Raw genomic sequence first — 13,674 nt, forward strand, 5'->3', positions numbered from 1 at the left:
CGCGTGAAGCACGCAGACGAGAGCACGCACACGAGAGCACATGCGCGCAAAGCACGTACGACGCAATGCATGCACGCACAACGCAAAGCCCGCACGAACAGGCGTCGGCCGTGAAATCCAGGGGAGTTCGATGCACCACCGCCCTAAGAGGCCGACCATGTCGCTGGCCCGCGTCGTCCTCACCTGCGGCCGCAGCGTCGACCTCGCCGACCTGCGGTTCTCCTCGACGTACGGCGGAACGCCGGAGAGTTACCCCTGCAAGCCGGTCAACGAGATGAAGATCAAGGATCTGCTGGTCGCGGCCGAGCAGGCGTTCCCGGAGACGCCGGTGCATCTGGTCCCGCCCGCGCGCGAGTACCCGCACCAGTACGCGGGAGCGTTCGGCCCGGTGGAGATGCTCCCCTCCGTGGCGTGTGTGGGCACGTTCCGGTCCGCGGCCCTCGACCCGGCCCACGACCCGGTTCTGTACCGGTCCGCCCTCACGGTCATCTGGTTCCAGCCCACCACGCGCGTGCCGTCGGGCTGCGAGGCGGAGGCGGGGCTGCGGGACGTGGTGTGGGACGAACTGGCGCGGGACTACGAGTTGTAGAAACGATCCCGAAACGATCCCTAAGGAACGACGCGGAACCGCTCGGCCACGACCAGGGTGTCGTCGTCGACGACGAACTCGGGGTCCTTGAGGAACTCCCGCAGCTGCTCACTGCCCCAGAACTTCTCATGCGCGGCCCGCCATTGAGCGACGGACTCGTAACCCTCGCCCTCGTCCGACGCGTGCCGCAGATCCACCTCGCCGAGCGGCAGCACCCGTACGTCCGTGACCTCCACGACGGCGACCCGCCGCTCCTCGGAGTCGAGCACCGCGAACCGCGCCCCCGCGCGGCAGCGCCTCACCCTCGACCTCGTACTCCCGCAACAGCCCCGTCGTCGCGGTCTTCGCGCCGGACAGGACAGCGGCCACGAGCTTGTCGCGGAGCGGCCCGGGGAAAGCCAGTTCGTACGGCGGCAGTTCGTCGATGGAATGCGGCATAGGGGCGAGCGTACGGGGACACGCACCTCGGCCGACGCGAGGTGACGAAGCCCGCAGGAAGCCACTCAGAGCGTGGAAGCCCAGATCACGATCCCGACAGGAGTCAGCCCGCAGACGAGACCGACAGACAGGCACACAACCGCCAGGACCTTGAACGCCTTCCGCTGTTGAGCACGGCAGGCGGCGAAGCAGGTGAAGCTTGCGATGGCCAGACACGGCAGGGTGATGAAGAAGAAGCCCAACGCAGCCACGGCGCCTCCACGCTGAGAACGGCCCCCGACCGATGTACCCGGTCGGGGGCCTTCAACTGCGGTGGGTGTGGGATTTGAACCCACGGTGACATCGCTGCCACGACGGTTTTCAAGACCGTTCCCTTAGGCCGCTCGGGCAACCCACCTCGCTGCCACCACCTGGGGTGGAGCGGGTACAGCGTACCGGCCTTGGTCCACAGGCGGGGCCCGTGGTCCACACCGGGTTCACCGGAGCCTGCGGCGAGCGAGCTATGCGCCCTCGTTGGTATCGCGCAGGGAACGGATCATGCTCCGCAGGATCCGGAACGCCTCCGACTGCTCGGGGCCGGTCAGGTCGGCCAGCATTCTGGACTCGACGGACCGGACGGCCGCGCTCGCCTTCTCGAGGCTTCGTCGGCCGCTGGGGGTGAGCCGCGTGGGAAGCGCCTTCCCGACGGGGGCCTCCGCGGGCCTGGTCACGTAGCCGTCCCGTTCCAGGGCCTGGAGCAGCACGTTCATCGTCTGCCGTGTCACGAACGCGCCGCGCGCGAGCTCGGAGTTCGACAAGCCCGGTCGCTGCGCCAGCAGCTCGAGGCAGGAGTAGTGCGTCACGCTCATCCCGAGCGGCCGCAGCACTTCCTCCATGGCCGCGCGGAGGGCGCTCGACGCTTCTTTGAGCAGGTAGCCCAGTGACGTCTCCAGGTCGATGCCGACCCCTTCTTGACTCATGTCAGTATTCTGACATAGCTTGCTGCGTGTCAGGAAACTGACACGAAAAGAAGGAGCGTCATCATGCCCGCCACCGGCCCCGACTTCATCTCGCTCCAAGTGCACGACCTCGACACCTCGCAGGCGTTCTACGAGCGGTACCTGGGCCTCGTCCGCTCGCCGGCCGGACCTCCGCACGCCGTCGTCTTCGAGACGAAGCCGATCGCGTTCGCACTGCGCGACGTCGTTCCCGGCACCGACCTCGCATCCGTCGCTCAGCCCGGCATCGGTGCCGCGATCTGGCTCCACGCCACCGACGTCCAGGCCATCCACGACGCACTCGTCGCCGACGGTCACACCATCGTCTCCGCGCCGATCGACGGCCCCTTCGGCCGGACCTTCACCTTCGCCGACCCCGACGGCTACCAGGTCACGCTTCACGACCGCGCTTGAACGACCAACCTCGACCGCTCAGCCGATGAGGTACAGGTCAGAGCGGAAGGGGCGCCGTCCAATGGACGGCGCCCCTTTCCGATGTCCCACGCGCGCGTGGTGTCAGCTGTCGCCCTCCCGGGAGCCCAGGGTGAGGTCAACGGTGTGAGTCTTGCCGTCGCGTTCGTAGGTGATCTTGACCTTGTCGCCCGGCTGGTGGGTCCAGATCTCGCCGATGAGGGTCGGGCCGGAGTCGATGACCGAGTCGTCGAGCTTGGTGATGACGTCGCCGGGCTTGAGGCCCGCCTTGGCCGCCGGGCCGCCCGCCTCGACCGCGTCGGAGTTGCCGGCGCCCTGCTCGGTGATCTTCGCGCCGCCGGTCGACTCCTCCAGGGACACCGAGGCGCCGATCTTGGCGTACACCGGCTTGCCGGTCTTGATCAGCTGCTGGGCGACGTACTTGGCCTGGTTGATCGGGATGGCGAAACCGAGGCCGATCGAGCCGGACTGGCTGGTGCCGCCCAGGCCGCCGCCGCTGGTGGACTGGATCGCGGAGTTGATGCCGATCACATTGCCCTGGGCGTCCAGCAGGGGGCCGCCGGAGTTGCCCGGGTTGATCGAGGCGTCCGTCTGGAGGGCGCTCATGTAGGACGCGTTGCTGCCGCTGCCGTCGCTCGACGCCACCGGGCGGTTCTTCGCGCTGATGATGCCCGTCGTGACCGTGTTGGAGAGGCCGAAGGGGGCGCCGATCGCGATCGTCGAGTCGCCGACGGCGACCTTGTCGGAGTCGCCCAGGGTCAGCGGCTTCAGGTCCGACGGCGCGTTCTTGAGCTTGATCACCGCCACGTCGTAGCCCTGCGCGTGACCCACGACCTCGGCGTCGTACTTCTTGCCGCTCGGGAAGGTCGCGGTCAGCTTGCCGCCGTCCACCGCGTCGGCCACCACGTGGTTGTTGGTGACGATGTGGCCCTCGGTGTCGAAGACGAAGCCGGTACCGGTGCCGCCTTCGCCGCTGCTGGACTCGGCCTGGATGGTGACGGTGCTCGGCAGCGCCTGCTGCGCCACGCCCGCGACCGTGCCGGCCTCGCGCTTGACGGAGCCGCCGCTGTCGGAGGCGGAGACGGTGGTCGATGAGGTGTTGTCGTCGTTCTTGGCCAGGGCGTAGCCGAGGCCGCCGCCCAGACCGCCCGCGACCAGCGCGGCGATCAGGACCGCCGCCATCAGGCCGCCGCGGCCACGGCCGGACTTCGGCGCCGGGGGCTGGTACGCGGCGCCCCAGCCACCGGCGCCCGCACCACCTGAGCCGCTGTCGGCGTACGTCGGGGTGGCCGGCGGCGGGGGCGGCCAGGAGGCGTCCGGTGTCTGGCCCGGCTGCCCTGGCGCGCCGCTCGCACCCGCCGGAACACCGCCGCCCTGCGCGCCGCCCGCGCCCGCCGAGGCGTACGCCGGGACCTGGCCCGCGTGGACCAGTTCCTGCTCCGGTGCGCCGGGGGCGCTCGGAGGCGTCGCGGGAAGCGGGGTCGTCGGGGCGCCGCTGTCGGGCGCGGTGGCCTGCGGGGAGGCTGCGGGGGATTCCACCGGCACGGGAGGTGCGGACGGGGCCGGGGGTACCGCAGTGCCCTCGTTCTCGGTGCTCACAGCTTTTCTCCTCGATCCACGGCTGTTGTCCTCGGTCGCACTCGGTCACGCTCGTTCACGCTTGCCGACGGTCCGGCGCGATGCAGCTGTGCATGTGCTTTTGTATGCCGTCAGCTTTTCCCACAGGCCGTCAGAGCACCATAAGCGGTGCCTGTGGGTCCGCGACCATTCTTTATATAGGACCTGTTTCGCAAAAGGGGCGCATCTCGACGGTTGCCGAATATGGCACCGTCTCGGCGTCCTCGTGCGACGCGTACCCCGCTGCGGTGGCACCATGACGCGGTGACCCACGCACGACAGCAGAGCATTCAGGTCGTCGCCCACCGCGGAGCCTCCGAAGAGGCCCCCGAGCACACCCTGGCCGCGTACAAGAAGGCGATCGAGGACGGCGCCGACGCCCTGGAGTGCGATGTGCGCCTGACGGCCGACGGCCATCTCGTCTGTGTCCACGACCGACGCGTCAACCGTACGTCCAACGGGCGCGGGGCGGTCTCGGCGCTGGAGCTGGCGGATCTGGCCGCCCTGGACTTCGGTTCCTGGAAGAGCCGGGACGAGGAGCCCGACTGGGAGCACCGTCCGGAGGACCGCGAGGACACCTCCGTACTGACGCTGGAGCGGCTCCTGGAGCTCGTCGCCGACGCGGGGCGACGGGTGGAACTGGCCGTCGAGACCAAGCACCCCACGCGGTGGGCCGGGCAGGTGGAGGAGCGGCTGCTCGTCCTGCTGAAGCGGTTCGGGCTGGACGCGCCCGCCACGGCCGCCGAGTCCCCGGTACGGATCATGAGCTTCTCGGCCCGCTCGCTGCATCGCGTGCGTGCCGCCTCGCCGGCACTGCCGACGGTCTATCTGATGCAGTTCGTCTCACCCAGGCTGAGGGACGGTCGACTTCCGGCGGGCGTCCACATCGCGGGGCCCTCGATCCGGATCGTGCGCAATCACCCGGCCTACATCGAGCGGCTGAAACGAGCCGGTCACCAGGTGCACGTCTGGACGGTGAACGAGCCCGAGGACGTGGATCTCTGCGTGGAGCTCGGCGTCGACGCGATCATCACCAACCGACCGCGCGCGGTCCTGCGCCAGCTGGGCCGATAACCAAAACGGCGACAACTGGTAAAGACCTGTGAAGAAGTCTTGACCCGGCACCTCCGGCACCCCCATTCTCCAACCCGGCCATAACGTCGAAATCCAGCCACACGATTACAGGGAGTGCTCCGGCGCGTTCGGACCGTATTCGATCGTTACGAATGCGTCGGTGGACCTTGATTGGCCGGTTTCCGGTACAGGCCAATGGGGCATCCACACCGTGGCGTGGGGCAAAGGAGGTCTCGGGGGTGGCGTTGGTGGTGGCACAGGAGGTGCCCACGTCGTCGAGCATGGCCGTACCCCATGGCCCTGCGGGCGTGGGGGAAGCAAGACACCGGATGCGTTCTCAACTGCGCACGGGTGGCGTGTCGGAAGCGGTCATCGACGACGCCGTACTGATTCTTTCCGAACTCTTGAGCAACGCGTGCAAGCACGGCCGGCCGCTGGGCGACGCCCTGGCCGGAGACGGCGATGTCCGCGCCGCCTGGCGGGTGGACACCGGGGGCAGACTCACGGTCGAGGTGACGGACGGAGGCGGGCCCACCCGCCCTGCTCCGGCCACGCCCTCGGTCACCGCACACGGCGGCCGCGGGCTGAACATCATCACCGCCCTGTCCGACGACTGGGGCGTCCGGGACGACGCCCGGGGCGAGGTCACGGTGTGGGTCGTCGTGCACGACGACGTCCATGATCCGGACGCCGGCCACCGCCGCGCCGACTTCACGACGCGCGTCGCGGCGCCCTCGGTGTCGGCGATCGCCGGTCTGGACTTCGCGGACGCCTTCACCGACCTGGACTAGACGCTCCGCCGGGGGCCGCGACGGTCCGTCGTCGGCCGCGGCTCCGTCGTGGCTGGTCGCGCAGTTCCCCTCGTCCCTACGGGGCGCTACCGAACCGCCGGGGTTGTCCACAGGCTCCCGTCGGTCATCGCGTGAACGGCTAGGCTCCCGCCGTACGAGACGAGCCGTAACCGGGAGACCCCACGATGGCCAAGAAGCGACCCCAGACGAAGGCCGAGCGCCCTCAGATCACCGACGGTGAGATCCCGGTCGTCGGTGCCCGCGAGCCCTGCCCCTGCGGCAGCGGCCGCCGCTACAAGGCCTGTCACGGCCGGGCCGCGGCGCACGCGGTGACCGAGCTGGTGCAGCGCCCGTTCGAGGGGCTGCCGGGCGAGGGCGACTGGGTGGCACTGCGCGAGCTGGTGCCCGCCGCCACGGTCGAACTGACCCTCAAGGGCGGCCTCCCCGAGGGTGTCCCGTCCGTCTCGCTGGCCACCGTGCTGCCGATGGCCTGGCCGGCCCTGCGCCGCGACGATGGCTCGGTCCTGCTGGGTCTGCAGAACGACACGGCGTCCGGCGACATCAGCCGCGACCTCGCCGACACCCTCCAGCGCGCGCTGGAGGCCGACCCGGGCACTCCGGTGCAGGGCCGCCGCGCCCCGGCCGAGGGCCCGCGCCTCCAGGATCTCCTCGACCCCGAAGGCGCGTTCGAGCCAGTCGTGCACGCGGGCTTCGAGTTCTGGGTGCCGGACGCGGAGAACGCCACGCCGGAGGTGACCGCCTCCCTGGAGCGGGCCAACGCCGCGGCCATCCCGACCGCCAAGCTCCAGGGTGTGGACGCCGCCTACTGGTGCGAGACGCCGGACAAGAACCACCTGCGCTGGGTCATGCCGTATCCCGAGGAGCAGCTTCTGGACGCCCTCGCGCGGCTGCACGCGGCCGGGAAGTCGAGCCTCGGCGAGGGCACCCGACTCGTGGGTTCCTTCCGCGCCCACGGACTCACCGTGCCGGTCTGGGACCTGCCGAGCGGGGTCACCGCGGACGACGTGGAGAAGCCCGCGGCCGAGTTCGCCGAGCGGCTCACCGCCGCGCTGGCCTCGGACGCTCCGCTCACCGCGGACGAGCGTCGCGCGCGTGGCGGCCTGACCAACCGACAGGTCACGCTCAGCTGAAACACAGGTTCGAAACCCGGGAGCTGCTGACCCGTCGGTCAGCGGACCCCGGGCACGCGGAACGGCTGGACCGGTTCACAACTCCCCTCAGGAGCAAGTGAGTCGGTGTCCGGAAAGCCGATGAAAAACCGAGATCGAATTTGCGAACAGCCGATCTCTTGTTACCGTTCGAGTAGCCCGGTTGCTGGTGCATCCCCCGTCGCCAGCAACCGGGTCTTTGCGTGTCCGGTTCCATTTACGGAACGCTGCCGGGCGTCAACTGCCCGTAGGCGCCTAGGAGTTGCTTCCGGGATTGGTTCCGGAGTTGCTTCCGGAGCGCAGCAGGAGCGGGCCCTGGCCGCCCCGCCTCGCGAACTCCGCGACCGCCGTGTACGCGCCCGGCTCACCCTGCGTGCGCTCCCTGGGCGTCTCGCAGGTGCCCGGCTCGTCGTCCGCGCCCACGGCGCAGCGCATCTGCACGGTCCGGCCGCCGGGGCCCATGAAGCTGAGGACGGAGTCCAGTCCGCCGCCGGTGACGTTGCGGTAGTAGGTGCGCGCCCAGGTGTCCTCGCCCTGCGTCAGGACACAGGTCTGCGCCTCGATGCCCTCGGGGGAGGTGAGTTCGGGCCCGCAGCGGGCGGCGGTGGCGAGACCGAGTCCGAGCAGCCACGGGGAGCTGGACGGCGAGCCGGTGGGATCGGCGGCCTTGTCATCCTCGCCCGCCACCTCGTCGCGTACGCCGGACTCGCCTTGCGCGGCCTCCTCGCGTACGGCGGCCTCCTCGCGTACGTCCGTACGCCGCCCCTCGCCCACTTGTCCCGCGGACGCCACGGCCAGGGGAAGCGCGACGGCGCATGCCACGACGCCCGTGAGGGCGAGCAGACGAAGGTTCATGAAAGGGACGATAACGAGCGCGCGCGGACGGCTGGTTCCGCGCGCGCCCGACACCCTTACAACTCGGGCGCGCTCACACCCGTACGAGTGAGGGCGTCCACCACCGCGTCCACCACGGCCTCGACGTCGGGCACCCACGGGGAGGCCGAGCCGGGCAGCGGTGCGCGCTCCCAGCGGATGGCGCCCCGGCCCGTCTCGGACGGGGGCAGCGCGAGGTAGCCGCCCTCGCCGTGGAAGCGCAGGGAGCCCGGGACGAAGTCCTTGGCGTACAGCAGTTCGCCCAACTGCTCCATGGAGTACGGCTTGACGAGGATCGACCAGCGGGTGGGCGCGGCGACGACCGGGCCGAGGCGCATGCCCTGGCGGTCGAGGGCGGTCAGCGCGCGGGAGGCCGCGAGGGCCGGCAGGGACACCGCGCAGGGTGCCGTGCCGCCGGTGGCCAGGACGATCGGCGCGGCGGGCCGGTTGGCCCACCACCAGCGCACCATGCGCTCGTCGGTGGTGGCCGCGAGGAGCCCGGGGTCGAACGGGTGGGCGCCGGGGACCGTGCACTCGGGGTCGGGGCAGCTGCAACGGGCCCGCCCCTGCGGGTCCGGCGCCGCGCCCGGGAGTACGGGCCACTGCCATTCCGTCGCGAAGGTCAGGGCCGCGCTGATCAACTCAGGCCCCCCGTCGTTCCGCTTGGACAGGAGCCTGCGTGCCTTTCCGAGGATCTCGCGCATGAGCGCTCGTTCCTTTCCGTTGCACCGCTGGCAACACCGTGGGCCACATCACACCATGTGTCGATCACTGCACTGTGCGTACCTTTTGGCGCATCACACCCCTGTCCGAGACAAGGGGAACCCCTATGGGTCGAGCGTTGGCTGCGTCCACGGCAGCCTGACCCACACTGCGTCTATCAAAAGCATGGGCGTGGCGTGGGGGTGGCGAAGTCTGGCGTTTTGCTGTCCCGCGTGTTTCTCTTCGCCTCCGCCACGGAGGATGGGGCACGGTCGTCGGTGGCTAAGACGCCCGGGTCCGTCACCAGGTTCCGGGTGGATGTCAACCACCCCTGGCCTTCTCCGAGTACGTACCCATCACGACCGCTGTGACGCTCAGTGGAGCAAGGCCAGTCGACCGCAATAGGGCGTTACCCGAGTCAGTTTTAAGCCAACTTTGCTTTTCGGCAAGAGGTCCACCGTCGACCCATGGACACCAGGAATCCCGGCAGGACAATGCTGGACATCCCCTCACGAGTGCGTGTACATGTGGAGACACTGCTAGCGGCGCAGAATGACATGGGGGTTTGCGATGCTTTTGAGCAATACGCACCGGTCGGAAAGCCGGACGCCATGAACGCCCCTCACCCTCCGAAAGTGGCCGGAATCGATTCAACGGTTCCCTCGCCCGCACACACTGTCGCGCCCGCGCCCGTTGCCCCGGACACCTCACCGGTCCCGCCACCGCACGCCCCGAGCGCCGTGCTCCAGGACCGGCTCGCGGGCTGGGTCTCCGACCTCACCACCCTGCACGAACTCACCGAACGACTGGCCCGCACCGACGCGCTCCAGGAAGCCCTGACGGAACTGCTGCGCGCCGGCGCCGCCCTCGTGGGCGCCCGACGCGGACTCGTCGTACTGGAGCCGGCCGACGGCCTCGGACCTGACACCACGATCGGCCTGGGCCTCGCCCGGGCCGATCTCGGTCACATCGAGACCGTGCCGCGCAGCGCCATGTCGTACGGCAAGATCCTCGACGGACTGCCGGGCGCGGACGGGGAGATCGCCCAGCCGGACCTCTTCGCCGAGGACGGTCTCGACCCCCGCCACCGCGAGGTGGCCGCCCGCCTCGGCTACGCCGCGTGCTACGCGCTGCCGCTCGCCTCCGACGCCGCGGGGCGGCTCGGCGCCGCGGTGTGGCTGTACGACGAGCCCGCCGAACCGGCCGAGCGCCAGCGCCACCTCGTCGGCCTGTACACGCGCTACGCGACCGAACACCTGGCACGGCTCCTCGAAGTGGAGCGCACGCGCGCGTGCATGGCGACGATGTCGGAGGAGCTGCTGCCGTCCCGGCTCCCCCGGGTCGCCGGCATGCGGCTCGCCGTCCGGCACCGCACCGGTCCGCGCGGCGGTGGCGACTGGTACGACGCGCTGCCGCTGCCGGACGCCGCGCTGGGGCTCGCGGTGGGCTCGGTGACCGGTTCCGGGCCGAGCGCGATCGCCGCGATGGGACGACTGAGAGCGTCACTGCGGGCCTACGCCGTGATGGAGGGCGAGGACCCCGTCGCCGTCCTGTCGGACCTGGAGCTGCTGCTGCGGCTCACCGAACCGGCGCGCTCCGCGACCGCCCTGTTCGCCTACTGCGAGCCCGCGCTGCGCAAGATCACGCTGGCCGGTGCCGGGCACAGCCCGCCGCTGCTGATCGGGGAGCGGCGCACCGAGTTCGTGGAGACGTCCGTGTCGGCGCCGCTCGGGATGCTCGCCTGCTGGGAGGCGCCCAGCGTGGAGCTGACGGCCGAGCCTGGAGAGACGGTTCTGCTGTACACCGACGGGCTGCTGCACCGTACCGGCGACCCCACGGACCGTGCCTTCGCGCGGCTGCACGCGGCCGCGGCCGGGGTGCCCAAGGCGCTGCGGAACGACCCGGACGCGATCGTCGACCACGTCCTGCGGACCGTGCTGCCCGACGGGCTCGACGCGGCGGACTCCGACGAGGACGTCGTCCTGCTCGCCGCGCACTTCGAGTAGCCCCTCGGACACCTCTCGGTAACAGGTCCAAGGGCCCTGGGCCCCCTTCCGTACGACCGTACGATGGAGGGGGTCCAGTGCCGTATCAAGGAGGATGACCGTGGCCGACGAGCTCAATCCGGAGACCCCGGAGACCGAGTCCGAGGAGCCGATCAAGCAGCGGAAGAACGGGCTGTACCCGGGCGTTTCCGACGAGCTGGCCGACAGCATGAAGTCCGGCTGGGCCGACACCGAGCTGCACGACCTGCGGCCGATCCCCCAGGCCGCCGAGACCGCCGCCCGCCGTGCCGCGCTGTCCGCGCGGTTCCCCGGTGAGCGTCTGGTGATCCCGGCGGGCAACCTGAAGACGCGTTCGAACGACACGGAGTACCCCTTCCGGGCCTCCGTCGAGTACGCGTACCTCACCGGCAACCTGACCGAGGACGGCGTGCTCGTGCTGGAGCCGGCCGCCGAGGGCCACAAGGCGACGATCTACCTGCTGCCGCGCTCCGACCGTGAGAACGGCGAGTTCTGGCTCTCCGGACAGGGCGAGCTGTGGGTGGGCCGCCGGCACTCCCTGGCGGAGTCCGAGGCGCTGTATGGCATCCCCGCCTCCGACGTGCGCGAGCTGGCGGACGCGCTGCGCGAGGCCACCGGCCCGGTGCGGGTCGTGCGCGGCTACGACGCCGGCATCGAGGCCGCGCTGACCGACAAGGTCACCGCCGAGCGCGACGAGGAGCTGCGGGTCTTCCTCTCCGAGGCGCGGCTGGTCAAGGACGACTTCGAGATCGGCGAGCTGCAGAAGGCGGTCGATTCGACCGTGCGCGGCTTCGAGGATGTCGTTCGCGTGCTCGACAAGGCCGAGGCGACCTCCGAGCGGTACATCGAGGGCACGTTCTTCCTCCGCGCGCGGGTCGAGGGCAACGACGTCGGCTACGGCTCCATCTGCGCCGCCGGCCCGCACGCCTGCACCCTGCACTGGGTGCGCAACGACGGCCCGGTGCGCTCCGGCGACCTGCTCCTTCTGGACGCCGGCGTCGAGACGCACACGCTGTACACCGCGGACGTCACGCGCACGCTGCCGATCAACGGCACGTACACCGAGATCCAGAAGAAGATCTACGACGCCGTCTACGAGGCCCAGGAGGCCGGTATCGCGGCGGTGCAGCCGGGCGGCAAGTACCGCGACTTCCACGATGCCGCGCAGCGCGTGCTGACCGAGAAGCTCGTGGCGTGGGGCCTGGTCGAGGGGCCGGTCGAGCGGGTGCTGGAGCTGGGGCTCCAGCGGCGCTGGACGCTGCACGGCACCGGGCACATGCTCGGCATGGACGTCCACGACTGCGCCGCCGCGCGCACCGAGACCTATGTCGAGGGCACGCTGGAGCCGGGCATGGTGCTCACCGTCGAGCCGGGCCTGTACTTCCAGGCCGACGACCTGACCGTGCCCGAGGAGTACCGGGGCATCGGCGTCCGGATCGAGGACGACATCCTGGTGACGGAGGACGGCAACCGGAACCTGTCGGCGGGGCTGCCGCGCCGCTCCGACGAGGTCGAGGCCTGGATGGCGTCGCTCAAGGGCTGATACAAGACCGATGGCCGGGTACCAGAGCGGTGCCCGGCCATTCACGTGCCTAGGGGGAGGGTTCTCGTGGACGACTTCTGGTCCGGAGTCGGTGTCGATCTTCATCTGGAGCCGGACGCGTCCGACGGTCGGCGCATCGGGCTCGAACGGGCCCTGCGGGACGCCGTGCGCGACGGACGGCTCGCGCCGGGAACGCGGCTGCCGGCGACCCGGCGGCTCGCCGGTGAGCTCGGGATCTCCCGGGGGACCGCGAAGGCGGCGTACGACCAGTTGGTCGCCGAGGGCTACCTCACCGCCCGGCAGGGGTCCGGCACCCAGGTCGCCTCCTTGCCGGCGGTCGACGAGCAGGCGCCGGAGTCGTCCGCACGCGCGCGTGCCCCGCGGTTCGATCTGCGGCCGGGCAGCCCGGACGTCGGGACCTTCCCGGCGGCGGCCTGGCTGCGGGCGCTGCGCAGGGCGATCGCGACGGCACCCTCACTGGCGTACGACTACGGGGATCCGCGCGGGCGCATCGAACTGCGGACCGCGTTGTCCGGGTATCTGGGGCGGGCCCGTGGGGTCGTCGCGCCGCCCGAGCGGATCGTGATCACCTCCGGGTATGTGCAGGGGCTCGCGCTGCTCACGCGCGTGCTGGACGGTGGCGAGATCGCCATGGAGGATCCGGGGCTGCCCTTCCACCGGGAGGTCGTCCGGCGCGGCGGCGGGACCGTCGTACCCGTGCCGGTCGACGAAAGGGGCGCCCGCACTGAGGAGTTGGGGGAGCCCGGGGCCGTCGTGCTCACTCCCGCCCATCAGTACCCGACCGGCGTGACGCTGCATCCCGAGCGGCGGCGGGCGTTCACCGACTGGGCACGCGCGCGTGGCGGGCTGATCGTCGAGGACGACTACGACGGGGAGTTCCGTTACGACCGGCAGCCGGTCGGTGCCCTTCAGGGGATGGCGCCGGGGCATGTCGTGTATCTCGGCACCGCCTCCAAGACGTTGGGGCCCGCGCTGCGGCTCGGCTGGATGGTGCTGCCGCCGCACCTCGTCGACGCGGTCGCCGACGCCAAGCTGCACAGCGACCACCACACCGAGTCCATCGGCCAGTTGGCGCTGGCCGAGCTCATCGACAGTCATGCCTACGACCGTCATGTGCGGGCCTGCCGGCTGCGTTACCGGCGACGCCGTGACCAACTGCTGCACCGGCTGGGTGCGAGGCGGCCGGTGCGCGGGATCGCGGCCGGGCTGCACGCACTGGTCGAGGTCGCCGACGAGAAGGAGGCCCTGGCGCGCGCTGAGGCGGAGGGGCTGGCCGTCGGGCGCCTGGGGGACCACTGGCACGTCCCGGACGCCGAGGGGCGGCCTCAGGGGCTCGTGGTGGGGTACGGGTCGCCGCGGGAGCGGGTGTATCCCGAGGCGCTGGAGGCGCTGGGGAAGGTGCTGGACGGATTGGGCCAATAAAG

The 13,674-nt window shown here is 70.7% G+C and carries 13 protein-coding genes, 1 tRNA gene and 1 pseudogene; 8 read left to right on the forward strand and 7 right to left on the reverse strand.

The annotated features are described in order from the left end of the window. Positions 1–157 precede the first annotated feature (157 nt). Complete coding sequence (locus ABKA17_RS14430; protein WP_353692433.1) at positions 158–589, forward strand: hypothetical protein; 432 nt, start codon at positions 158–160, stop codon at positions 587–589. 20 nt (positions 590–609) lie between these two features. Here ABKA17_RS14430 and ABKA17_RS14435 read toward each other — a convergent pair. The 4 genes and pseudogenes from ABKA17_RS14435 to ABKA17_RS14450 form a co-directional block, all read right to left on the reverse strand. Beyond that, a pseudogene (locus ABKA17_RS14435) lies at positions 610–1,027 on the reverse strand (ASCH domain-containing protein). Between the two features lie 65 nt (positions 1,028–1,092). Next, entirely contained in the window at positions 1,093–1,278 is a 186-nt protein-coding gene (locus ABKA17_RS14440; RefSeq protein WP_353692434.1) for a hypothetical protein, read from the reverse strand. A 59-nt stretch (positions 1,279–1,337) separates the two neighbouring features. Then, a tRNA-Ser gene (locus ABKA17_RS14445) sits at positions 1,338–1,424 on the reverse strand. A gap of 103 nt (positions 1,425–1,527) precedes the next feature. Next, entirely contained in the window at positions 1,528–1,986 is a 459-nt protein-coding gene (locus tag ABKA17_RS14450) for a MarR family winged helix-turn-helix transcriptional regulator (protein WP_353692435.1), read from the reverse strand. A 63-nt stretch (positions 1,987–2,049) separates the two neighbouring features. Here ABKA17_RS14450 and ABKA17_RS14455 point away from each other — a divergent pair, with 63 nt between their 5' ends. Continuing rightward, positions 2,050–2,418, forward strand: coding sequence for a VOC family protein (locus ABKA17_RS14455; protein WP_353692436.1), 369 nt, complete (start codon positions 2,050–2,052; stop codon positions 2,416–2,418). Between the two features lie 102 nt (positions 2,419–2,520). Here ABKA17_RS14455 and ABKA17_RS14460 read toward each other — a convergent pair whose 3' ends face one another. Continuing rightward, positions 2,521–4,035: a S1C family serine protease gene (locus tag ABKA17_RS14460; protein WP_353692437.1), complete on the reverse strand. Its 1,515-nt coding sequence runs from the start codon at positions 4,033–4,035 to the stop codon at positions 2,521–2,523. A 282-nt stretch (positions 4,036–4,317) separates the two neighbouring features. On the opposite strand from ABKA17_RS14460, the gene ABKA17_RS14465 reads away from it, so the two are divergent. The 3 genes from ABKA17_RS14465 (at position 4,318) to ABKA17_RS14475 (ending at position 7,069) form a co-directional block, all read left to right on the forward strand. Beyond that, positions 4,318–5,127 (forward strand): glycerophosphodiester phosphodiesterase, encoded by an 810-nt coding sequence (locus tag ABKA17_RS14465; RefSeq protein WP_353692438.1) that lies wholly within the window; start codon positions 4,318–4,320, stop codon positions 5,125–5,127. Between the two features lie 152 nt (positions 5,128–5,279). Then, positions 5,280–5,918, forward strand: coding sequence for an ATP-binding protein (locus ABKA17_RS14470; RefSeq protein WP_353692439.1), 639 nt, complete (start codon positions 5,280–5,282; stop codon positions 5,916–5,918). A gap of 185 nt (positions 5,919–6,103) precedes the next feature. Next, positions 6,104–7,069: a DUF5926 family protein gene (locus tag ABKA17_RS14475; RefSeq protein WP_353692440.1), complete on the forward strand. Its 966-nt coding sequence runs from the start codon at positions 6,104–6,106 to the stop codon at positions 7,067–7,069. Positions 7,070–7,342: 273 nt separating this feature from the next. Here the strand turns inward: ABKA17_RS14475 and ABKA17_RS14480 are convergent, their stop codons facing one another. Together ABKA17_RS14480 and ABKA17_RS14485 are read right to left on the reverse strand one after the other, a co-directional pair. Next, positions 7,343–7,942: a hypothetical protein gene (locus ABKA17_RS14480; RefSeq protein ID WP_353692441.1), complete on the reverse strand. Its 600-nt coding sequence runs from the start codon at positions 7,940–7,942 to the stop codon at positions 7,343–7,345. A gap of 56 nt (positions 7,943–7,998) precedes the next feature. Next, on the reverse strand, positions 7,999–8,664 hold the full coding sequence (locus ABKA17_RS14485; RefSeq protein ID WP_353692442.1) for a bifunctional DNA primase/polymerase: 666 nt from the start codon (positions 8,662–8,664) through the stop codon (positions 7,999–8,001). A 492-nt stretch (positions 8,665–9,156) separates the two neighbouring features. Between ABKA17_RS14485 and ABKA17_RS14490 the strand changes: the two genes are divergently transcribed. From ABKA17_RS14490 to pdxR, 3 genes are all read left to right on the forward strand, one after another. Continuing rightward, complete coding sequence (locus ABKA17_RS14490) at positions 9,157–10,668, forward strand: PP2C family protein-serine/threonine phosphatase (protein WP_353692991.1); 1,512 nt, start codon at positions 9,157–9,159, stop codon at positions 10,666–10,668. A gap of 94 nt (positions 10,669–10,762) precedes the next feature. Continuing rightward, positions 10,763–12,229, forward strand: coding sequence for an aminopeptidase P family protein (locus ABKA17_RS14495; protein ID WP_353692443.1), 1,467 nt, complete (start codon positions 10,763–10,765; stop codon positions 12,227–12,229). Between the two features lie 66 nt (positions 12,230–12,295). Next, positions 12,296–13,672 carry a MocR-like pyridoxine biosynthesis transcription factor PdxR gene (gene pdxR, locus ABKA17_RS14500; RefSeq protein WP_353692444.1) on the forward strand — a complete coding sequence of 459 codons (1,377 nt, stop codon included), beginning with the start codon at positions 12,296–12,298 and terminating at the stop codon, positions 13,670–13,672. Positions 13,673–13,674: the final 2 nt, after the last annotated feature.

Origin of the sequence: Streptomyces sp. RG80, from assembly GCF_040446465.1 — a bacterium.
Lineage (GTDB): Bacteria > Actinomycetota > Actinomycetes > Streptomycetales > Streptomycetaceae > Streptomyces.

Excerpts from the sequence above, each read along its gene's own strand:
- ABKA17_RS14430 (WP_353692433.1), top strand. The coding sequence starts at position 158 with ATGTCGCTGGCCCGCGTCGTCCTCACCTGCGGCCGCAGCGTCGACCTC.
- ABKA17_RS14490 (WP_353692991.1), top strand. The coding sequence starts at position 9,157 with ATGCTGGACATCCCCTCACGAGTGCGTGTACATGTGGAGACACTGCTA.
- ABKA17_RS14450 (WP_353692435.1), bottom strand. The coding sequence starts at position 1,986 with ATGAGTCAAGAAGGGGTCGGCATCGACCTGGAGACGTCACTGGGCTAC.
- ABKA17_RS14470 (WP_353692439.1), top strand. The coding sequence starts at position 5,280 with ATGCGTCGGTGGACCTTGATTGGCCGGTTTCCGGTACAGGCCAATGGG.
- ABKA17_RS14485 (WP_353692442.1), bottom strand. The coding sequence starts at position 8,664 with ATGCGCGAGATCCTCGGAAAGGCACGCAGGCTCCTGTCCAAGCGGAAC.
- ABKA17_RS14480 (WP_353692441.1), bottom strand. The coding sequence starts at position 7,942 with ATGAACCTTCGTCTGCTCGCCCTCACGGGCGTCGTGGCATGCGCCGTC.
- ABKA17_RS14455 (WP_353692436.1), top strand. The coding sequence starts at position 2,050 with ATGCCCGCCACCGGCCCCGACTTCATCTCGCTCCAAGTGCACGACCTC.
- ABKA17_RS14495 (WP_353692443.1), top strand. The coding sequence starts at position 10,763 with ATGACCGTGGCCGACGAGCTCAATCCGGAGACCCCGGAGACCGAGTCC.
- ABKA17_RS14475 (WP_353692440.1), top strand. The coding sequence starts at position 6,104 with ATGGCCAAGAAGCGACCCCAGACGAAGGCCGAGCGCCCTCAGATCACC.